General features: G+C 45.8%; 12 protein-coding genes. 5 read left to right on the top strand and 7 right to left on the bottom strand.

The features are described from left to right. Positions 1-553 precede the first annotated feature (553 nt). The 4 genes from NL645_RS22540 to zntR form a co-directional block, all read right to left on the bottom strand. Positions 554-2689: a lysine decarboxylase CadA gene (locus NL645_RS22540; RefSeq protein ID WP_005481757.1), complete on the bottom strand. Its 2136-nt coding sequence runs from the start codon at positions 2687-2689 to the stop codon at positions 554-556. A 117-nt stretch (positions 2690-2806) separates the two neighbouring features. Continuing rightward, positions 2807-4150: a cadaverine/lysine antiporter gene (cadB, locus tag NL645_RS22535; protein WP_226422221.1), complete on the bottom strand. Its 1344-nt coding sequence runs from the start codon at positions 4148-4150 to the stop codon at positions 2807-2809. Positions 4151-4830: 680 nt separating this feature from the next. Next, complete coding sequence (gene cadC, locus NL645_RS22530; protein ID WP_253652450.1) at positions 4831-6399, bottom strand: lysine decarboxylation/transport transcriptional activator CadC; 1569 nt, start codon at positions 6397-6399, stop codon at positions 4831-4833. 163 nt (positions 6400-6562) lie between these two features. Further along, a complete protein-coding gene (zntR, locus tag NL645_RS22525; protein ID WP_005397290.1) occupies positions 6563-6961 on the bottom strand; it encodes a Zn(2+)-responsive transcriptional regulator in 399 nt (132 codons plus the stop codon). Between the two features lie 265 nt (positions 6962-7226). Between zntR and purH the strand changes: the two genes are divergently transcribed. Beyond that, positions 7227-8819 carry a bifunctional phosphoribosylaminoimidazolecarboxamide formyltransferase/IMP cyclohydrolase gene (purH, locus tag NL645_RS22520; RefSeq protein ID WP_225462389.1) on the top strand — a complete coding sequence of 531 codons (1593 nt, stop codon included), beginning with the start codon at positions 7227-7229 and terminating at the stop codon, positions 8817-8819. Positions 8820-8974: 155 nt separating this feature from the next. Beyond that, a complete protein-coding gene (purD, locus tag NL645_RS22515) occupies positions 8975-10264 on the top strand; it encodes a phosphoribosylamine--glycine ligase (protein ID WP_145533157.1) in 1290 nt (429 codons plus the stop codon). 82 nt (positions 10265-10346) lie between these two features. Here the strand turns inward: purD and NL645_RS22510 are convergent, their stop codons facing one another. Further along, on the bottom strand, positions 10347-11045 hold the full coding sequence (locus NL645_RS22510) for a DUF1481 domain-containing protein (protein ID WP_046874617.1): 699 nt from the start codon (positions 11043-11045) through the stop codon (positions 10347-10349). Between the two features lie 39 nt (positions 11046-11084). Next, positions 11085-11357, bottom strand: coding sequence for a nucleoid-associated protein HU-alpha (gene hupA / locus NL645_RS22505; RefSeq protein WP_005382524.1), 273 nt, complete (start codon positions 11355-11357; stop codon positions 11085-11087). Positions 11358-11610: 253 nt separating this feature from the next. Here hupA and NL645_RS22500 point away from each other — a divergent pair, with 253 nt between their 5' ends. Further along, positions 11611-12744 carry a hemolysin family protein gene (locus NL645_RS22500; RefSeq protein WP_253652449.1) on the top strand — a complete coding sequence of 378 codons (1134 nt, stop codon included), beginning with the start codon at positions 11611-11613 and terminating at the stop codon, positions 12742-12744. 79 nt (positions 12745-12823) lie between these two features. On the opposite strand, the gene NL645_RS22495 is transcribed toward NL645_RS22500, so the two are convergent. Beyond that, a complete protein-coding gene (locus NL645_RS22495) occupies positions 12824-13411 on the bottom strand; it encodes a YjaG family protein (RefSeq protein ID WP_005382520.1) in 588 nt (195 codons plus the stop codon). Positions 13412-13477: 66 nt separating this feature from the next. Between NL645_RS22495 and NL645_RS22490 the strand changes: the two genes are divergently transcribed. Continuing rightward, entirely contained in the window at positions 13478-14401 is a 924-nt protein-coding gene (locus NL645_RS22490; protein WP_253652448.1) for a D-2-hydroxyacid dehydrogenase, read from the top strand. A gap of 2 nt (positions 14402-14403) precedes the next feature. Further along, the gene (locus NL645_RS22485) at positions 14404-14976 is read left to right on the top strand and encodes a uracil-DNA glycosylase family protein (RefSeq protein ID WP_253652447.1); all 573 of its coding nucleotides are present in this window, start codon (positions 14404-14406) and stop codon (positions 14974-14976) included. Positions 14977-15178 lie beyond the last annotated feature (202 nt).

Below are 15178 nucleotides of genomic sequence, written 5' to 3'. Positions count from 1 at the left end.
AAATTTCTTTTTCTCTCACTTCCGACTCGCTGTGTGACTTTCGTCTCACTCCGTGTCGGTGGATGCGCAGTATAGGGAGTTGAGAAATTAGTACAAGCGTTTTTTGCAAAAAAACTTTCAACCGCACAAATAACGAGCATTCTGCATAGATACTCAACGATCTTGTCTAATATTTCGGGTTGCAGAGGATCTTTTCATGATGAAACACCTTACTTCTACATTAAAAGATCGCCGGTTTCTTTGTGATTTCTGTTGCTGATCTTATTTCTCTTGGTTCTTTTTTCTCTTTCTATCGATATAAAGACGAAAAAAAAGAGCAGAACGATGACGAACTGCTCTTTTGGTCTTTGCTTTTTATTTGGGGTACTTCAGGTGAAGTCTTGGAAAAGTGTTTCTTCTATATATAGAAGAAAAGATCAGAGCATCCTTGCCCTTCTCTTTTACGACAGATTAGCTAGGGGTATATCTAAATGTCGTGGTTGTTCGATGACACATTGAGCTCGTAAGAGTGGAGCATGCTTGCATTCCCAATGGCGTCATCTTCGAGAGGAACTTAGTTCTTCAATACTTTTACGGTGTAGCTACCATCTTTTTGTTGGTACAGACCATGGATGTCGGTTTCGAAACCTGGGTAATGCGCACCGATCTCACAAAGCATCTCTAGGAAGTCCAGCACAGGGCGAGACTCTTGAGTCACCATTTCACCAGGAAGTACTAGTGGCACACCTGGAGGATAAGGAAGGATCATGTTCGCACTTACGCGGCCAACCATTTCTTCCAGTTTGATTTCTTCTACGTTACCGCGAAGCTCTTCTTGCCATGCTGCGTGTGGTGTCACTTTCATTTCTGGAAGAACATCGAACGCTTTGTACATTAGCTCAGGTAGGTTGTATTTCTTAGTTAGGTCATGAATTGCTTGTGCTAGTTCTTGAACGCGCATGCCTTCATAAAAGCTTGGGTCTTCGTTGTATAGCGAAGGTAGGAAGCTCTTGATGGTTAGGTTCAAGTCGTAGCCACGTTTAAATTCAGTTAGACCGCGTAGCAATTGCATTGCTTTTGATTTGTCGATACCGATTGAGAATAGGAACAACAAGTTGTATGGGCCTGTTTTCTCAACCACGATACCGCGCTCGTCTAGGAATTTAGCCACCAGCGAAGCAGGAATACCTGATTCTTCTAGTTCGCCTTCTTTATTCATCCCTGGAGTCAGTAGCGTTACTTTGATTGGGTCAAGATACATGTGGTTGTCATCCATGTTCTTGAAGCCGTGCCATGTGTCGCTAGGGTCTAGTTTCCAACATTCTGTGGTATCGATGTTTTCTGGTTGCCATACATCGAAGAACCAGCTGTCGCTTTCTGCTTCTAGACGTTTGATCTCTTTACGGAAGCGGATTGCGCGATCGATAGAGTCTTGCATCAACTTCTTACCAGTGTTGCCGCGCATCATTGCCGCTGCAGTTTCAGTAGAAGCCACAATGCCGTACTGAGGTGAAGTTGAAGTGTGCATCATGAATGCTTCGTTGAAAGACTCTTTATCAAAGTCACCTTTCACGTGAATCATTGAAGCTTGTGAGAACGCTGCCAACAGTTTGTGTGTTGATTGTGTTTCGTAGAACACTTTGCCTGGCATCGCTTCACCACTCATACCACATTTACCTTCGTAAATTGGGTTGAAGTTAGTGTAAGGCACCCAAGCACTGTCGAAGTGGATGTGTTTACAGTCTAGCGACTCTTTGATGAATTGTGTGTTGTACAACAAGCCATCGTAAGTTGAGTTAGTCACTACTGCGTAACTTGGCGCTGTTGCACCTGGTGTTTTCGCCACTTTCTCTGCAATGACATCTCGGCTGAATTCGCTTTGTGGAATACCACCAAGGATGCCGTATGCGTTACGGGTTGGGCGGAAGTAGATTGGAGTAACGTCGCTCATCATCATTAGGTGAGTCAGAGATTTGTGACAGTTACGGTCAATCAGTACTGTGCTGCCCGCAGGTGCTGAGTACATACCAACGATTTTGTTCGATGTAGACGTACCGTTCGTTACGATGTACGAGCTGTCTGCATTGAATGTACGTGCAATGTATTCTTCTGCATCTTTATGTGGACCTGAGTGGTCTAGCAGAGAGCCTAGTTCAGGCATTGAGATTGATACGTCCGCTTTAAATGTGTTTGGACCGTAAAAATCGTAGAAGATGCTACCAGCAGGGCTTTTCTGGAATGCAGTACCGCCCATGTGACCTGGAGTACAGAAGGTGTATTTACCCTCTTCTACGTATTTGAATAGCGCTTTAGTGAATGGAGGCATGATGGCATCTTTGTATGCCTCAGTCGCTTGGTTGATTTTGATAGCGATGTCGTCAGCCATACCTAAAGCGTACTCGAAGAAGCTCACGTTTAGACGTAGGTCTGTTAGTGAAATATCGAGAGTAGACTGTTCGTTAGCAAATGCGTGAACAGGCAGTTTTTCGTTGATTTGGCTGATACGTTCACATAGCTCTAGTGAGTATTTATCCCAGTCGAACAGCACACCGCAAATGCGTGGGTTCATCTCAATCATTTTGATCAAGTCTTTATCATCTACTGGGTAAACCACTTCGTAGCCCGCTTTCTCAAGAGCAGCGTGAAGTTGACGAACTGGCTCTTCTTTAAAGAACACACCCATGTGGTTCAAGATAGCGAATATATTCATTTGGACATCTCCAAGGCGAATGAGGGCGCTCTTTGCCATTTACAGGCAATGAGTAAGGTGAGCGCCGCGTGAATTTGGGTTTTATGGGCTGGCACCGTAGTGCCAGCGTTTTGGGGATTAGTTGCTTGCTTGGGCAGGCATGTCGTCAGCGTGCATTTTCACGTACTGAGCAAGACCTGCTTTTTTGCTGTAGAACATCAAGATAACGAGAGACACGATGAAGGTTGCTGTTAGCGTACCGCCCTCTGCACCTGCTAGTGCGATGAAGCAGAACAGACAAGCCACACCAGAGAACAGCATTACGAAGCCGTTGCGTGTTGTCATACCTTCGAAGCGAATCAAGTTAATGCTTGAGTAGAAGTAAGGCAGCATAGTTAGTAGAACTGCATCAGTCGTTAGCTGGTTGAACAGGTCTGATGCGTGTGCTGTTTTAGAGCTGAAGAACATCAGTACAACCATTAATGCTGTCATCTTGATTGACGCAAGGATTAGACCTTTCTTAGGCACACCGTTTTTGTCAGTTTCGCCGTAGATTTTAGGGAAGTTGCCATCGCTTGCTGCACGTTTACCAGCCTCGCCCACCAGCATCATCCAAGAACCTAGCGAAGTGAAACATGCTAGTGCTGTGAATGCTGATACGAATGGTGCAGTCCAGCTACCGAATAGCTCAGTGGTTGCTAGTGCAAATGGCGCACCTGATGCCGCAACTTCAGAAGCAGGGAACATGCCGCTGATCATTTGAGTTGATAGGATGTAAATCACACCTGCGATACCAGTACCCAGCATGGTTGCTAGCGGTACAGTACGTTTAGGATTTTCTACCATACCTGTCGATACTGCTGCTGATTCCACACCAACAAATGACCATAGACAGATAAGAACCGCAGTCACAATCGCATGGCTATCCGTACCCGCAGATACGTTCCAGTTTTGGCTGTATAGCGCAGTGTCGAAGTGCGTCCAACCAAACGCCGCTGTACCAACAACAGGAATGAGGATTAGAACAAGACCAAGCGTACATAGACGGCTTACCCAGCTACCACCAAGTAGGTTAACGAAAGTGAAGATCCATACCGATGCAATCGTCGCAATACCTGCTGGGATTGGGTTATTAAGCACAGGGAAGAATACTGAAAGGTAAGAAACACCTGTAATGGCAATAGCCAGGTTACCAATCCAGTTCGCGTGGTAATAAAGAACGCCCGTTTGGAAACCAAATACCGGAGACACTTCACCAGCATAAGCGATAGGACCACCTTCTTGTGGGTTTTTGGTTGCCAGACGAGCGTAAACAAACGCAAGGCTCAGAGCACCGATCAAACAGATCAGCCAACTGAAAATTGAAACAGAGCCTACTGAAGCTAGGCTAGAAGGTAACAGTGCAATACCACTACCCATCATGTTACCGGCTACTACACCCGTACAGGCAATTAGGCCGATTTTTTTCGTATTCGATGACATAACATCTCCAAATCTATTCTACTCAAGTCAACGTGACTCAAACTGAACGGTTATTAGCGAGATGCTATGAAGTAGATACCTGCTCGACCTCGCTAAATTTCGAAGTGAAGACTACGCCCAAAAATCGGGAAAAAAATAAACTTGGCGTTATCAATAAAATGATTAGTTAATCAACATCAAGTTGAGATAAACATGATAAACACAAAAACATAAAACTATATTATTCATACAGTTATAAGAAAAACATCAAACCTTCTACCGATAGATAAACTCTCATCAACTCGTTGGTAATCGCGGCAAAAGTTATCAACCTCTATCAACTTCCCCGCCCCGAAGGGTTGATTCCCTGAACCTGTTGATTCCATAAATCTCTCCCTGATCGCGCTTTTTGACCCACATCAATATTCATCTCGCCTGCAAGAAAGCATCAGAATCATTCTCGCCACATAACTCAGCCAGACACTCCATACAATCAATAGAGATAGAGATAGAGATAGAGATAGAGATAGAGATAGAGATAGAGAAGAAAACCGGATATGTCTTCCCGTTGCAAGCTTGCGTTACTGGCTCCTTCGTAAGTCATTACCCCACCGCCCACCCTTTTCACTTTTCGACAGCTACAAAAAAGCCCCTCACCGAAATGAGGGGCTAGTATTTGACTGACGTTGAGTGCGAGAGAATTAAAGCATTCGAACGACAGAAGGGTGAACAGCGCGATACATGGCGTAATCAATCGCCTTCATGTTACTTGGGAAGACCAAGTTTTCGCACAGCAGGTACGTCTCAACCGACGTATCAATATAGAAAGCTTCGCTGTAAGACTCACTGGCCAAATCCAGATCACCATCCAATTCAGCGTGCTTACCACGAATCACATAAGACAGCACCGAATCACGTAACCTCAAAGCCTGCCCAAGATGCTGCTTGGCTGAGGCCATGTCACCAATAATGGTTTCGTGCAGGGCCAAAGCTTCATAAATTCGCGGTTGAATTGGCCCAACCATCATTTTTACGTTAGTTTCTAGTGCGTCACTCAACTGCTGCACTCGCCCTTTCTTCAACTCCTGTGAAAAATCGAGCACCTTCTGCACGTGGTAAGCAATTAATAACTCTGCCTGAACGTAAGCGTTATCTGGCTCAATTTCTAAAATGTTTTCCATCAAGTTGACGCCTTGGCGAAACTGCTTGGCATCCGAGACATTGAGATAATGGTTAGCTTGAACAAACAGCTCCACAGCATCTGGGTTAATTGGCATTCCCGCCACCAGCATCGTGGATTTCAGCTTGGCATCCGGTACTTTCAGGACTTGCATCAAGTCTAACGACGCTTGTTGAAGCACTGTCTTTAAATGGCTGCTGGTTAACGCGTATTGACGACTAAACAACACCTTTTCAGATGAGTTATTGCGATATTCCACCTCTAAAAAGCTACCACCCTCATTTTCACGAACCCGCACCACAACCGATTTGCCCGGCACAATACCCGAAGTAAACGACGCCTTCTTTAGCATGACTCGGTAATCGCTCACTTGAGCAATGTCGGACATCAACTTTTGGGCAAACCCGTCTGCCAAGTCGTAGCTTAACCCTTCGCTCGTGAAGTTATCTTGAAACTTGAATTCGATAAGGTGAGTATCGATGGCTTGAGTAATACGCACTTCCGATTGCTTGTAGGTAAACACGCCCATCACCACAACCAAGACACTGATCCAGATGAAGTTCATGATCCCCAGGCGCCACGGACTGATTTTATTTTTTTTCTGAGGGGCCTTTTTCTCTTTAGACATCTCACAGACCGCGCGAGTCAGAGGGCCAGCAGGAAAGGTGACGGCAGGTGCGATAGGTAGAGTATCTTCTTCTGATTCTTCAACAATAGGAGGAAGAGTTTCTGAATCACAATGACGACTTGCGAGGAATTCCTCGAGTGTCATTGGGGTCACATTCGCCACCAGCTTGTAACCACGTTTCGGCACTGTAATGACGTAGCTGGTATTTTCTTCCCGACCGTCCCGCAGTAATTTACGCAACTCAAAAATGGACTGAGTCACCACTTGATCGGTCACAATCGCCCCTGCCCAAACGTATTGGATCAATTCCTCACGATTGAACACCTCATTCGCATGCTCCGCTAGGAAATGCAGAAGATTAATTAAGCGTGGCTCAACAGTAACTTCCCTATCTTGTCGATACAGCTTATTTTCATCAACGCTTAAAACCCAGTCATTGATTTGAAAATAGACTCCAACCATGTATGAAAACTCTCGTATCTACAGACAGCGCTACGGCAGGAATCAAACAATGGTCAATTCCTACAGGTAACTAAAGGCGAGATTATAGGTGGGAAAACGGCGTGCACCTAGAAAAGCAAGCCGCCAAAAATGCAAACTTAAGTTAAGTGATGCAGAAATGAGACTACTCAAGTGCTGCAAGGATAGAACAATGAGTAGCATCATCGTCCGTATGACCACAGCAAGCATCATTAATCTTCTTCAAAGCTCGGCGAATTTTCGTTAGCTCGTTAATTTTTCCATCAATCAGCTCTAACTTAGCAGAAGTAATAGCTTTAACCTCTGCACAGCTGTGTTCTGTCGCTTCTAGTTTGATTTCTAGTAGCTCTTTAATCTCATCCAAGCTCAGGCCCAGCTCTTTACCTTTAAGGATGAAGTGTACCTGCTTTTGATTCTCTTCATTATAGAGACGATAACCTGATTCACTTCGACCTGCGGGCTTTATCAGCGCGTTTTTCTCATAAAAACGCAGCGTATCTGCCGTCACACCACAACGTTTTGCCAGTTCACCTATCTGAAACATAACTCTCCCTATTAACTATCTCGTTACTTTTAAAGCTAAAGAACCTCTTTTTCACAATTATTTTTGAGATGCCAAACGATTGCGCGAGCTTTTTTGTAATAAATTGGTTAGAATACGCGCCATCAAATGTGGAGACTGTTTTCTAACCAGAAAACATCCGGCAAAGGTCTTTACCAAAACTGGCCAATATTTTACCCCAAGAGGTAAAAACAAGTTCATTTTTGGCAAACATCTTTAACTCCGTGAATTTGAGGAAAATGGAAGCATGAATAACGCTCGTCCTATTCGCCGTGCGCTTATCAGCGTATCAGACAAAACAGGTATTGTTGAGTTTGCACAAGCTCTTGCTGAGCGCGGTGTCGATATCCTATCTACTGGTGGTACAGCACGCCTACTTGCCGAACAAGGCATCGCAGTAACAGAAGTCTCTGACTACACAGGTTTCCCAGAAATGATGGACGGCCGCGTTAAAACGCTTCACCCGAAAGTTCACGGTGGTGTGCTTGGTCGTCGTGGTCAAGATGACGACGTGATGGCAAAACATGGCATCAATCCAATCGACATGGTCGTTGTTAACCTATACCCATTCGCAGAAACCGTTGCAAAAGAAGGCTGTACACTAGCTGACGCGGTTGAAAACATCGATATCGGCGGCCCAACGATGGTTCGCTCTGCAGCGAAAAACCACAAAGACGTGACTATCATTGTGAACGCTCATGATTACGACCGCGTTATCGCTGAAATGGACGAGAACGAGAAATCTCTAACACTAGAGACTCGTTTCGACCTTGCTATCGCAGCATTTGAACACACTGCGGCTTACGATGGCATGATCGCAAACTACTTCGGCACCATGGTTCCATCTTACGGTGAGAACAAAGAAGGTGATGAAGAGTCTAAATTCCCACGTACTTTCAATCAGCAATTCGAGAAGAAGCAAGACATGCGCTACGGTGAGAACAGCCACCAAGCCGCAGCTTTCTACGTGGAAGCCAATCCACAAGAAGCGTCTGTTTCTACTGCTCGCCAAATCCAAGGTAAAGCTCTTTCTTACAACAACATCGCAGACACGGACGCCGCACTTGAGTGTGTGAAAGAGTTCAACGAGCCAGCATGTGTGATCGTAAAACACGCGAACCCATGTGGTGTAGCTCTAGGTAAGGACATTCTAGAAGCGTACAACCGCGCTTACCAAACTGACCCAACATCTGCATTCGGCGGCATCATTGCATTCAACCAAGAGCTAGATGCTGAAACAGCAGCCGCTATTGTTGAGCGTCAATTCGTTGAAGTGATCATCGCACCTTCTGTTTCTGCTGAAGCGATTGAAGTGGTTGCAGCGAAGAAGAACGTGCGTCTACTTGAGTGTGGCGAATGGACAACTAAGACAACTGGCTTTGACGTGAAACGCGTGAATGGCGGTCTACTGGTTCAAGACCGTGACCAAGGCATGGTGAGCCTAGACGATCTAAAAGTGGTTTCTAAGCGCCAGCCAACAGAAGAAGAGCTGAAAGATGCACTGTTTTGCTGGAAAGTAGCGAAATACGTGAAATCTAACGCGATCGTTTACTCGAAAGGCGACATGACTATCGGTGTAGGCGCAGGCCAAATGAGCCGCGTTTACTCCGCGAAAATCGCAGGCATCAAAGCTGCAGACGAAGGTCTACAGGTTGAAGGTTGTGTAATGGCATCAGATGCATTCTTCCCATTCCGTGACGGCATCGACGCGGCTGCAGAAGCGGGCATCAAGTGTGTGATCCAACCAGGTGGTTCTATGCGTGATGACGAAGTTATCGCAGCGGCAGACGAACACGGCATGGCGATGATCTTTACCGGTATGCGTCACTTCCGCCACTAATTTCCTCTTCGTATTTGGCACTGTGGCGTCGTTAGCTGCTTTCGCCCACCCCGGTCACATAGCGGGCTATGCTCCCGGGGATGGGCTCAATTGTTGCCTAGCTACATCACCAACTACTTTGAGTAAACAGTATTTATAAGATTAAGGATTTTCATATGCGAGTTTTAATCATTGGTTCAGGCGGTCGTGAACATGCGCTAGGCTGGAAAGCAGCGCAAAACCCAAATGTTGAGACTATTTTCATTGCTCCAGGCAACGCAGGTACAGCACTAGAGCCAAAACTAGAGAACGTAAACATCGATGTAGAAGACATCGCTGGCCTTGTTGCTTTCGCCAAAGAGAAGGCGATTGAACTGACTATCGTTGGCCCAGAAGCACCATTGGTTATTGGTGTGGTTGATGCGTTCCGCGAAGCGGGCTTACCAATCTTTGGCCCTACACAAGCCGCAGCGCAGCTTGAAGGCTCTAAAGCGTTTACTAAAGACTTCCTTGCTCGTCACCAAATCCCAACCGGTGCATACGCAAACTTTACAGAAATTGAACCAGCGCTTGCTTACGTGCGTGAACAAGGTGCGCCGATTGTGGTGAAAGCCGACGGCCTTGCGGCTGGTAAAGGCGTGATTGTGGCAATGACGCTAGAAGAAGCGGAAGACGCAATCAAAGACATGCTAGCGGGCAACGCATTTGGTGATGCTGGTAGTCGTGTAGTTATCGAAGAGTTCCTAGATGGTGAAGAAGCAAGCTTCATCGTGATGGTCGATGGCGAGAACGTTCTGCCAATGGCCACCAGCCAAGATCACAAACGTGTCGGTGACAAAGATACAGGTCCTAACACTGGTGGCATGGGCGCGTACTCGCCAGCTCCTGTGGTAACACCAGAAATTCACAACCGCATCATGGAAGAAGTCATTTACCCAACGGTACGTGGCATGGCTTCTGAAGGTAACCCATACACAGGTTTCCTATACGCGGGTCTGATGATCGACAAAGATGGTACGCCGAAAGTGATCGAGTACAACTGCCGATTCGGTGATCCAGAGACACAACCAATCATGATGCGCATGGAGTCAGATCTGGTTGATCTATGCTTAGCTGCAATCGACGAGAAGCTTGATCAAGAGGAATCTAAATGGGATCCGCGCGCATCGATTGGTATCGTACTCGCAGCCGGTGGTTACCCAGCAGCGTACAACAAAGGCGATGTGATCTCTGGTCTGCCACACGTTGAAATTGAAGGCGAGAAAGTCTTCCACGCGGGTACAGACAATAAAGATGGCGACATCGTGACAAATGGTGGTCGCGTATTGTGTGCAACTGCATTGGGCAACAGCGTATCAGAAGCGCAGCAACGCGCTTACGAGCTTGCGAAACAGATCAGTTGGGACGGCATGTTCCATCGCAGTGACATCGGCTACCGTGCGATTGCACGTGAGCAAGAAAAATAAAAACAACTTAAGTTGGCTAAAAAACAAAAGGCGCATTCAGCGCCTTTTTTATTACTCTGTCTGTTAGTAAGTCTCACCAAGCTTACTCAGCGAGTAATGCTGGTCGTGGTACACAATCAAAGTCATCATCATTGAGCATCAACAGTTCATCAACCGTTGCTTTATTTCGTGACTGCTTGCCGACAAAAGCCACGTAACTGTCTACAGATGAGAGACGCTCGATAATAAATTTTGGCAACGTCTGATTAAACTCGAGTGTCGAGAACGCTTTACCTTTGCAGGTTTCAAACGATTGGCCATTCCAATAACCTTGAATGAGGCTCTGACTGTTACGAGACTGCGCCTTAACCGACGCGACTACATCATTCGCTTCTGTCTTGTAACGTTCTAATTGTTCATGCTGAAGTGGTAAGACTTTACGATTAACGCGATATTGTTGGTAAACCGCTTCGCCATCTTTATTAAAACGGATGTGGATTTGAAAAGGCACCAACTCTTGCTTGGTATCAACTTGCTCACCTTTTCGAATCAACTCTCGAAGCTCACCTTCATCCCAACGGTAGTCACTTTGAAACCAGCCATTATCCCCCATCGTTACGTAATCAGCAGCCGTACTCACGCGAGTGAGTTTCTCGGTCATCCAGTACAAGCTACTTGCGTCTCCAGCAACTTTGCCGCCAGAGAAGTGAGTGAATTGTTCTAAATTAGGAGTTTCAACCGACGAACAGCCAAAAAGGGTAAAACTAGATAAGAGAAGTGAAGCGAGTAGATGTTTTTTCATGAAGTTGCACCGAGGCAGGATACCTCGGTGCATTCTAACTTAGTTTACTGATTCTTTCAGCGCTTTACCTGCTACGAATGCAGGTACGTTAGCTGCTGCGATTTGAATCTCGTCACCAGTCTTAGGGTTACGACCAGTACGTGCAGCGCGGTGGTTTACTTTGAATGTACCAAAACCAATTAGTTGAACTTGGTCACCCTCTTTAAGTGCACCAGTTACACCATCAAGAGTCGCTTCAAGAGCAGCTTTTGCTTGTGCTTTTGATAGGTCTGCTTTCTCTGCGATAAAGTCGATTAATTGGGTCTTGTTCATTAGGTTTCCCTTCTCATAGGTTATCGAATTCGTCTCACTCTAAAACATAAATGCCCCATCTGGCAAAGGTTTGTAAGCGATCTTTCGATTTTCTGACGTACTTTTAGCCATAATATGAGTAATAACTCACAATTTGTTACCACATACCCCCTGAAAACCCTTGCTTTCCAAGGTATTTGGACCAATTTATAAGGCACTTTTGCGGTTATAATAGCTGCAAATAACCACTATCAAACTACATTCAAGGGCAACTATGCTGCTGTTATCCATTTATATCTCTATTGCAATCGGCATTTCGTTTATCTGTTCGGTGCTGGAGGCGGTACTGCTGAGTATCAGTCCGAGCTACATTGCGCAGCTCAATCAACAGGGGCATCCCGCAGCTGGGCAACTGGCTAAGCTAAAATCAGATATCGACCGACCATTGGCATCCATTCTAACTCTAAATACCATCGCTCATACCATCGGCGCGGCCACTGCTGGTGCACAAGCTGCGGTGGTATTTGGTAGCGAAGCGTTAGGTATCTTTTCGGCAGTGCTCACACTGGCGATCTTGGTGCTTTCAGAGATCGTACCGAAAACAATTGGCGCAACTTACTGGCGTCAATTGGCGCCAACCGCGGCAGTCGCATTACGCTGGATGGTATGGGCGCTAACACCATTCGTATGGTTTTCAGAGCAAATCACCAAGCGTCTTGCTCGTAACCACGAAGCTCCGAAAATGCGTGATGAACTGTCTGCAATGGCGATTCTGGCACGTGAAAGCGGTGAATTTGCCGAGGGTGAATCAAAAATATTAAGCAACTTGCTTGGCATCCAAGATGTACCTGTAACTCAGGTTATGACGCCACGTCCTGTGGTATTCCGTATTGATGCCACGATGACCATCAATGAGTTCCTAGAAAAACACAAGGATACACCTTTCTCCCGCCCATTGGTTTATAGCGAGCAGAAAGACAACATCATTGGTTTTGTGCACCGCCTTGAGTTGTTCAAACTCCAACAATCAGGTTGTGGACAGAAACAACTGGGAGCAATCATGCGCCCGATTCAAGTGGTGCTAAACAACACGACTTTACCGAAAGTGTTTGACCAGATGATGACTCATCGCCTACAGCTAGCCCTTGTCGTTGACGAATACGGTACTGTGCAAGGCTTGGTGACGTTGGAGGATATTTTTGAACACCTCGTGGGTGAAGAAATCATCGATGAAGCAGATAAAAGTACCGACATGCAAGAGCTGGCTTACCAACGCTGGGAAAGCTGGAAAGAAATGCACGGCGTAATCGAAAGCCGCGATGACGATGAAGAAGAGGAAGAACTGGAGAAGCATCACAAGGAGCCAGAAACTCAAGAAGTGATAAAACCAGACTCTAAAGAATCGTAATCAGCATTGGGCATAACCGCTCAAACGTCGCAAACAAAAAGGCATCCGTTTAGGATGCCTTTTTCTATCTACTCAACGACTAAAGTGCGATACCGATATTGCTCACACCTTCTTCACGTAACTCTTCACGTAAATCTTTAATCAAGCTGATGTCACGCTCTACCGCTTCACGCAGTGGACGGAAAATAGCCCACTGCACGTCCCATTCTTCACATACGGCTTCATTTTCTTTCTGATTGTCGTTGGTGATTGGCTCTGCACCTTGCGCTTGCTCTAGATCAGCAACGGTTTGTACCGACTGTTGGCTCACTTTAAGCATTGAATCGAAAAGGTAGTCGCGGTCCAATAGGCCATGCAGTAACGTAGACAAACCCTGACACGCGTCCATCGCTGGATAAACCCCGTAAAAATCGAACTCATCCGCACTTGGGAACAACTCTTCTAACTTCTCTAATTGACGTTCGAAGTTAATTTTCGCGTTCTTAACTGTCAAAATTTCCCATACACTATCAAGAATCGCTCGGTAAGCACGCGGGTCAGCAAATTCTGTGTTCTCACAAAACATCGCATAGTTTGGATACATGCGTTCACACAGACACGCCATAAAGGTAATTTGTTGCCAAGGTTCTAGTTTTTCTAAACGAACCTGAAGAGGATTCTTAAGCATAGTCACTCAATCATTGAAGAAAAAAACAGCGAAAGTGTACTTGATTCATCACAGGGAAAAAAGTTAATGCCGCATTCAAATCAGATTTTCCTGCTCTCAGAGCATCGTGACACCTACGAAACGTTACTGGCAGAGAAAAATCTGCCCGATCTTTGCCTCACCGACCAACCTGAAGAAGCTCAGATCGTACTGGCGGATCCACCATTACTATCACAAAGGTTAGACGAGTTTTCACAGCTTGAGTGGGTGCAATCCACATTTGCTGGTGTCAACGCCTTAACATCCCCTAGCCTTCGTCAGGACTACACCCTGACCAATGTTCGAGGCATCTTTGGCCCACTGATTGCCGAATATGTGCTGGGGTACAGTATTGCCCATTACCGCCACTTCAACCGATACCACCAGCAACAACAAAACAAACGATGGCAGCCTCATCTCTATGCATCATTACAAAGTAAAACCATGGTGATTCTCGGTACTGGTAGCATTGGGTGTTATTTGGGCAACGCAGCTAAAGCAATGGGAATAAAAACCATCGGTATGAACCGCACAGGTATTCCGACCTCAGGTGGTGAATTTAATCAGACCTTTCATATCAGTGAACTAAGTAAGGCATTTGAACAAGCCGACATTGTTGTGAATACCCTACCAAGTACACCGGAGACGCAACAGTTACTTAATCGTCAAACACTCAGCCATCTAAACAAGGCGTTATTATTCAACGTGGGTCGCGGCGACGTACTGGATGAGGCAGGGTTGCTCTTCGCTCTGAAAAACCGTTGGGTAGAACACGCCTTCTTAGATGTGTTTGAGCAAGAACCGCTATCGGTAGAACATCCGTTTTGGAAACTTCCGCAAGTCACCATCACTCCACACATTGCTGCGCTGAGTTTTCCCGAGCAAGTCATCGAGATTTTTGCTGACAACTATCTACGCTGGCGCGATGGGTTTTCATTAAATTATCAAGTGGATTTCGAAAAGGGTTACTAAGAATGTCGTTAGACGAGCTATTGCAGCAAGTGAGGGCCTGTCAGATTTGCGCGGATAATTTACCTTTGGGTGCAAACCCTGTCGTACAAGCCGCAAAAGACGCACGCATCCTAATCATCGGTCAGGCCCCAGGCACACGTGTACACAAAACCTCGATACCTTGGAATGACCCAAGTGGTGATCGATTACGCCAATGGCTCGATATCGACAAAGACGTTTTCTACGACCCAAATAAAATTGCCATTGTCCCAATGGGATTCTGTTATCCAGGCAAAGGGAACTCTGGTGATTTACCGCCTCGTAAAGAATGTGCGCCCACTTGGCATAAAAAGATTCTTGAGCAGCTGCCCAATATAGAGCTCACTCTACTAATTGGTCAGTACTCGCAGCAGTACTATCTCACCAACAAACCAAAGACACTAACGCAAACCGTTCAACAATGGCAGGATTGGGAACCGGACTTTATCCCGCTTCCTCACCCGTCTCCACGCAATACATTATGGCTAAAGAAGAATCCTTGGTTTGAATCTGACGTCGTGCCGTACCTTAAAAAACGCGTTCACTCGATGCTTTAGGTTACCCATGATCTAATTGCTTGCTTATCTGTACAAGAAAATTAGAACATAAAACCCGAAATCATAAGTGTTTGTTTATATTAAACTTTAACATCTAGTGTACAGCTAGAGTAGTAATTAGATCATAGTAGACCAAATACTACCAGAGCTGTACGGCCTTGAGTTTTAGGTAAAAAATACCGGCACTGAATGCCGGCATTTG

Source organism: Vibrio sp. Y51_MX_L26 (genome assembly GCF_024181935.1).
Classification (GTDB): Bacteria; Pseudomonadota; Gammaproteobacteria; order Enterobacterales; family Vibrionaceae; genus Vibrio; species Vibrio diabolicus.
Note: the sequence above shows the minus strand (reverse complement) of the source record. Positions and strands in the feature narration are given on the sequence as shown.

What these genes read in the sequence shown, in the direction of transcription:
- NL645_RS22540 (WP_005481757.1), bottom strand. Translation starts at nt 2,689, where the DNA reads ATGAATATATTCGCTATCTTGAACCACATGGGTGTGTTCTTTAAAGAA.
- purD (WP_145533157.1), top strand. Translation starts at nt 8,975, where the DNA reads ATGCGAGTTTTAATCATTGGTTCAGGCGGTCGTGAACATGCGCTAGGC.
- NL645_RS22500 (WP_253652449.1), top strand. Translation starts at nt 11,611, where the DNA reads ATGCTGCTGTTATCCATTTATATCTCTATTGCAATCGGCATTTCGTTT.
- NL645_RS22490 (WP_253652448.1), top strand. Translation starts at nt 13,478, where the DNA reads ATGCCGCATTCAAATCAGATTTTCCTGCTCTCAGAGCATCGTGACACC.
- hupA (WP_005382524.1), bottom strand. Translation starts at nt 11,357, where the DNA reads ATGAACAAGACCCAATTAATCGACTTTATCGCAGAGAAAGCAGACCTA.
- NL645_RS22495 (WP_005382520.1), bottom strand. Translation starts at nt 13,411, where the DNA reads ATGCTTAAGAATCCTCTTCAGGTTCGTTTAGAAAAACTAGAACCTTGG.
- NL645_RS22485 (WP_253652447.1), top strand. Translation starts at nt 14,404, where the DNA reads ATGTCGTTAGACGAGCTATTGCAGCAAGTGAGGGCCTGTCAGATTTGC.
- cadB (WP_226422221.1), bottom strand. Translation starts at nt 4,150, where the DNA reads ATGTCATCGAATACGAAAAAAATCGGCCTAATTGCCTGTACGGGTGTA.
- purH (WP_225462389.1), top strand. Translation starts at nt 7,227, where the DNA reads ATGAATAACGCTCGTCCTATTCGCCGTGCGCTTATCAGCGTATCAGAC.
- cadC (WP_253652450.1), bottom strand. Translation starts at nt 6,399, where the DNA reads ATGGTTGGAGTCTATTTTCAAATCAATGACTGGGTTTTAAGCGTTGAT.
- zntR (WP_005397290.1), bottom strand. Translation starts at nt 6,961, where the DNA reads ATGTTTCAGATAGGTGAACTGGCAAAACGTTGTGGTGTGACGGCAGAT.
- NL645_RS22510 (WP_046874617.1), bottom strand. Translation starts at nt 11,045, where the DNA reads ATGAAAAAACATCTACTCGCTTCACTTCTCTTATCTAGTTTTACCCTT.